4 protein-coding genes are annotated in these 4,176 nt (G+C 78.6%); 3 read left to right on the forward strand and 1 reads right to left on the reverse strand.

Annotated elements, in window-relative coordinates; translation table 11 throughout:
* Positions 1-56 precede the first annotated feature (56 nt).
* On the reverse strand, positions 57-887 hold the full coding sequence (locus ACRYR7_RS24670; protein WP_432574976.1) for an oxidoreductase: 831 nt from the start codon (positions 885-887) through the stop codon (positions 57-59).
* Positions 888-1,083: 196 nt separating this feature from the next.
* Between ACRYR7_RS24670 and ACRYR7_RS24675 the strand changes: the two genes are divergently transcribed.
* The 3 genes from ACRYR7_RS24675 (at position 1,084) to ACRYR7_RS24685 (ending at position 4,072) form a co-directional block, all read left to right on the forward strand.
* Positions 1,084-1,323, forward strand: a complete 240-nt coding sequence (locus ACRYR7_RS24675) for a hypothetical protein (RefSeq protein WP_432574977.1) — start codon at positions 1,084-1,086, stop codon at positions 1,321-1,323.
* A gap of 94 nt (positions 1,324-1,417) precedes the next feature.
* Entirely contained in the window at positions 1,418-2,503 is a 1,086-nt protein-coding gene (locus ACRYR7_RS24680; protein ID WP_432574981.1) for an SDR family oxidoreductase, read from the forward strand.
* A 120-nt stretch (positions 2,504-2,623) separates the two neighbouring features.
* On the forward strand, positions 2,624-4,072 hold the full coding sequence (locus ACRYR7_RS24685) for a hypothetical protein (protein WP_432574979.1): 1,449 nt from the start codon (positions 2,624-2,626) through the stop codon (positions 4,070-4,072).
* The last annotated feature ends 104 nt before the right edge of the window (positions 4,073-4,176 follow it).

Consider the following 4,176-nt stretch of genomic DNA (forward strand, 5'->3'; position numbering starts at 1 on the left):
GTGCGCGCGGCACCGGGCCCGCACCGCCGGCCGGACCGGCCGGACCGGCCGGCGGGTCAGTCGTCGAAGCCCGTGCTGCGGCTGAGCTCCTCCCAGGCGTCCAGCTCCGCGCGCCGGGCGTCCAGGACGCCGCGGTAGGAGTCCACCGCGTCCCCGCCCAGGAACAGCAGCCCGGGCGGCTCGGGCGAGCGGACCGCGGTGATGATCGCCTGCGCGGCCTTGGCGGGGTCGCCCGGCTGGGTGCCGTGGACGGTGTCGTTCTCCTTGCGGCGCTTGCCGGCGGTCTCGGCGTAGTCGGCGATCGCCTCGGCGGACTGCGTCAGCGAGCGGCCCGCGAAGTCGGTGCGGAAACCGCCGGGCGCGACGATCGTCACGCTGACCCCCAGCGGGGCCAGCTCCTGGCGCATCGAGGTGGACATCGCCTCCAGCGCGGCCTTGACGGCGGCGTAGTACCCCGAACCGGGCGGGCACACGTGCGCGCCGATGGAGGACAGGTTCACCACCGCGCCCGAGCGGCGGGCGCGCATCCCCGGCAGCACCGCCTTGGCCAGGGCGACCGGCCCGAAGACGTGGGTGTCGAACAGGCGGCGCACGTCGGCGTCGTCGCCCTCCTCGACGGCGGCGCGGTAGCCGTAGCCGGCGTTGTTCACGAGCACGTCCACGCCGCCGAAGCGCTCCTCGGCCGCCCGCACCGCCGCCGCCACCTGCGCGGGGTCGGTCACGTCCAGCGCCAGCGCCAGCGCCGTGCCGGGGTGCTGCTGCTCCAGGTCGCGCACCCGCTCCACGTCGCGGGCGGTGACGACGGCGTTCTCGCCGGCGGCCAGGACCGCCTCGGCCAGGGAGCGGCCGAGGCCGGTGGAGCAGCCGGTGATGAACCAGGTGGGCACGGGGGGGGTCCTCTCGTCGCGGGGGTGCCGGGGCCGCCGGCGCCGGTCCAGTCTCACCCGGCGCCCCCGCCCCGCCACTCGGCCCCCGCCCACCGGCCCGCCCGCCGCCCCGTCCGCCACCCCGTCCGCCACCCCGTTTGACGCCTGGGCCCGGCGGGTAGGGCGGCGGGCAGGACGAGCACAGGAGGTCCCCGCGGTGAGCGAGCCGGAGCTGGACAGCGCGATGGCCAGCGGCAACGACGAGGGCGAACCGGGCAAGCCCGGTCCCGCGCCGTTCCCCGACCCCGACGGCGCGGCCGAGGGCGCGGCGGTGGAGGAGACGCCGCAGGCGCTGGCGGCCGTGCACGACGACGCCCCCCTGCCCGCCGGGACCGGGTCCGGCCCCGACGCCGGGCCGGACCCGCTGAGCCCGGAGTTCCACGAACCCGGGTCCTGAGCCGCGCCCCGCAGCACCCGCAGCACTCGCACCACCCGCACCCCCGCCCCACCCGTCGAGGAGCACCGTGACCGACACGACCACCGCGAGCCCGCTGGGCGGCCCGGACCCGATCGCCGCCGCCGCGGCCGCCCCCGGCGCGGCCCTGGTGGCCGGCTCGGCCGGGGTGATCGGCGCGCACGCCGCCGCCGAGTACGCCCGCGTGCCCGGCTGGACGGTGCGCGGGGCGGCCCGCCGCGAGCAGCCGGACGTGCCGTGGCAGGCGCTGGCCGCGGACCTGTCCACCCCCGACGGGGCCCGCGAGGGGCTCTCGGCCGCGGGCGACACCACGCACCTGGTGTTCGCCGCGTACGTCGAGCGCGGCGACGAGCGCCAGCAGGTGCAGGAGAACACCGCGCTGCTGCGGCACACCCTGGACGCCCTGGAGGGCGCGCCCCTGCGGCACGTGACGCTCTACCAGGGCGGCAAGGCGTACGGCGCGCACCTGCCGGGGTTCAAGACCCCCGCGCGCGAGAGCGACCCGCGCCTGGTCGTGCCGAACTTCTACTACGCGCAGGAGGACCTGCTGCGCGCCGAGGCGGCCCGCCGCGGGTTCTCCCTGACGGTGCTGCGCCCCGAGGGCGTCGTCGGCTACGCCACCGGCAACCCCATGAACATCCTCATGGTGGTGGCCGTGCACGCCGCGATCAGCCGCGCGCTGGGGCTGCCGCTGCGCTTCCCCGGCTCGCGCGCCGCCGGCGAGGCGCTGTACCAGGTGACCGACGCGGAGCTGCTGGCCCGGGCCACCGTGTGGGCGGGCTCGACGCCGGCCGCCGACGGGGAGGTCTTCAACGTCACCAACGGCGACCAGTTCCGCTGGGTGCACGCCTACGCGCGCCTGGCCCGGCACCTGGGCATGGAGCACGACGAGCCGCAGGACCTCCCGCTGACCTCGGTGATGCCGCTGCACGAGGGCACCTGGCAGGGCCTGGTGCAGCGGCACGGCCTGGTGCCCACGCCCTACGACCGCCTCGTGGGCTGGCCGTTCGGGGACTTCCTCTTCCACTCCGGCTTCGACAACGTCTCCAGCACCGTGAAGGTGCGCCGCGCCGGGTTCGGCGAGTGCCTGGACAGCCTGGACCGCTTCTGCGAGCTGCTCGACCGCCTCGTGGAGCGCGGGGTGGTGCCCCCCTTCGGCTGAGGCGGGCGCGGCGCTGCGGGCGGCGGCGCCGGGGACCTGGCAGGCTGACCCCGACCGACCCGCCAGCGATCCCGGGAGCACGTCATCCGCGCGCGAACCACCGGCGCCCTGCTCGTCCTCGTGCTCGGGCTGTCCTCCTGCACCGCCTCCGCCGGGGGCGGCGACGACGCACCCGACGGCGACCGGGGCTCCGCCGCCGCCGTGCAGACCACCCGGCCCGGCGAGCGCAGCGCCGTGCTCGACGCGGCCACCGGCCCGGAGGCGGCCGCCGCGCTCAGCGCGCACCTGCTCACCCGCAGCCCCTCGGTCGTCGTCGCCGCCGACGAGCCCGCCGCCCTGCAGCGCGGCGCCGCGGTCGCGGCCGGGCTGGGCGTGCCGCTGCTGCTGCCCGGCCCGGCCGCGGCCGCGGAGGTGCGCCGCCTGGGCGCGCGGGAGGTGCTCACCGTCGGCGAGCCGGCCGCGGCGTGGGCCGGCGAGGCGCTCACCGAGCGCGGCGACCCCGACGTGGAGGAGGCCGGCGACCCGCGCCCCGCCGCGGCGCCGCGCGGCAGCGGCACGGTCGTGCTCGTCACGGGCGCGCCGTGGGAGGCGGCCGCGGTGGCCACCGCCCGCGCCGCCGGGGCGCAGGTGCTCACCGCCCCCACCGGCGACCCGCGCGCGGACGGCGCCCTCGTGCGGGCCCTGCACGAGGGCGCCCCGCAGCACGTGGTGGGGCTGGGTCCCGCCTTCGCCGGCGGCGCCTTCGCCGAGCGCGTCGAGGCCGCCCTGACCGGCGCGCAGGTGCCCGGCGGCGGTCAGCTCCCGCTGGAGGGCCGGCGCATGGTCGCCCTGTACGGGCACCCGGGCACCCCCAGCCTGGGGCTGCTGGGCGAGCAGCCGCTGGAGGAGACCCTGGAGCGCGCGCGGGAGCTGGCCGCCCGCTACGACGGCCTCGACCCCCTGCCCGCGGTGCCCACCCTGGAGGTCATCACCACGGTGGCCTCCGGCTCGCCCGGCGCGGACGGGGACCACTCCAACGAGACCGACCCGGCCGAGCTGGAGCCGTGGGTGGACGCCGCCGGGCGCGCCGGCGTGGCCGTGGTGCTGGACCTGCAGCCCGGGCGCACCGACTTCCTCACCCAGGCCCGGCGCTACGAGTCGCTGCTGCGCCGCCCGCACGTGGGCCTGGCCCTGGACCCGGAGTGGCGCCTGGAGCCGGACCAGGTGCACCTGGAGCAGATCGGGTCGGTGGACGCCGCGGAGGTCAACCGCGTCGGGGACTGGCTCGCGCAGCTCGTGCGCGAGGGCGACCTGCCGCAGAAGGTGTTCCTGCTGCACCAGTTCCGCACCTCGATGATCGCCGACCGCGCCTCGGTGGACACCTCGCACGACGAGCTGGTCACCGTCGTGCACGCCGACGGGCACGGCAGCCCGGGCATGAAGCGCGCCACCTACGACGCCCTGACCGCCGGCGGCCCGGCCGGGCTGCGCTGGGGGTGGAAGAACTTCCTCGACGAGGACACCCCCACCTTCACCCCGGCGCAGACCGTCGCGGTCGAGCCGTCGCCGGTGTTCGTCTCGTACCAGTGACCCCCGGGGGGGGGGGGGGGGGGGGGGGGGGGGGGGGGGGGGGGGGGGGGGGGGGGGGGGGGGGGGGGGGGGGGGGGGGGGGGGGGGGGGGGGGGGGGGGGGGC

It is taken from the genome of Kineococcus gurbantunggutensis (genome assembly GCF_050871925.1).
Taxonomy (GTDB): Bacteria; Actinomycetota; Actinomycetes; order Actinomycetales; family Kineococcaceae; genus Kineococcus.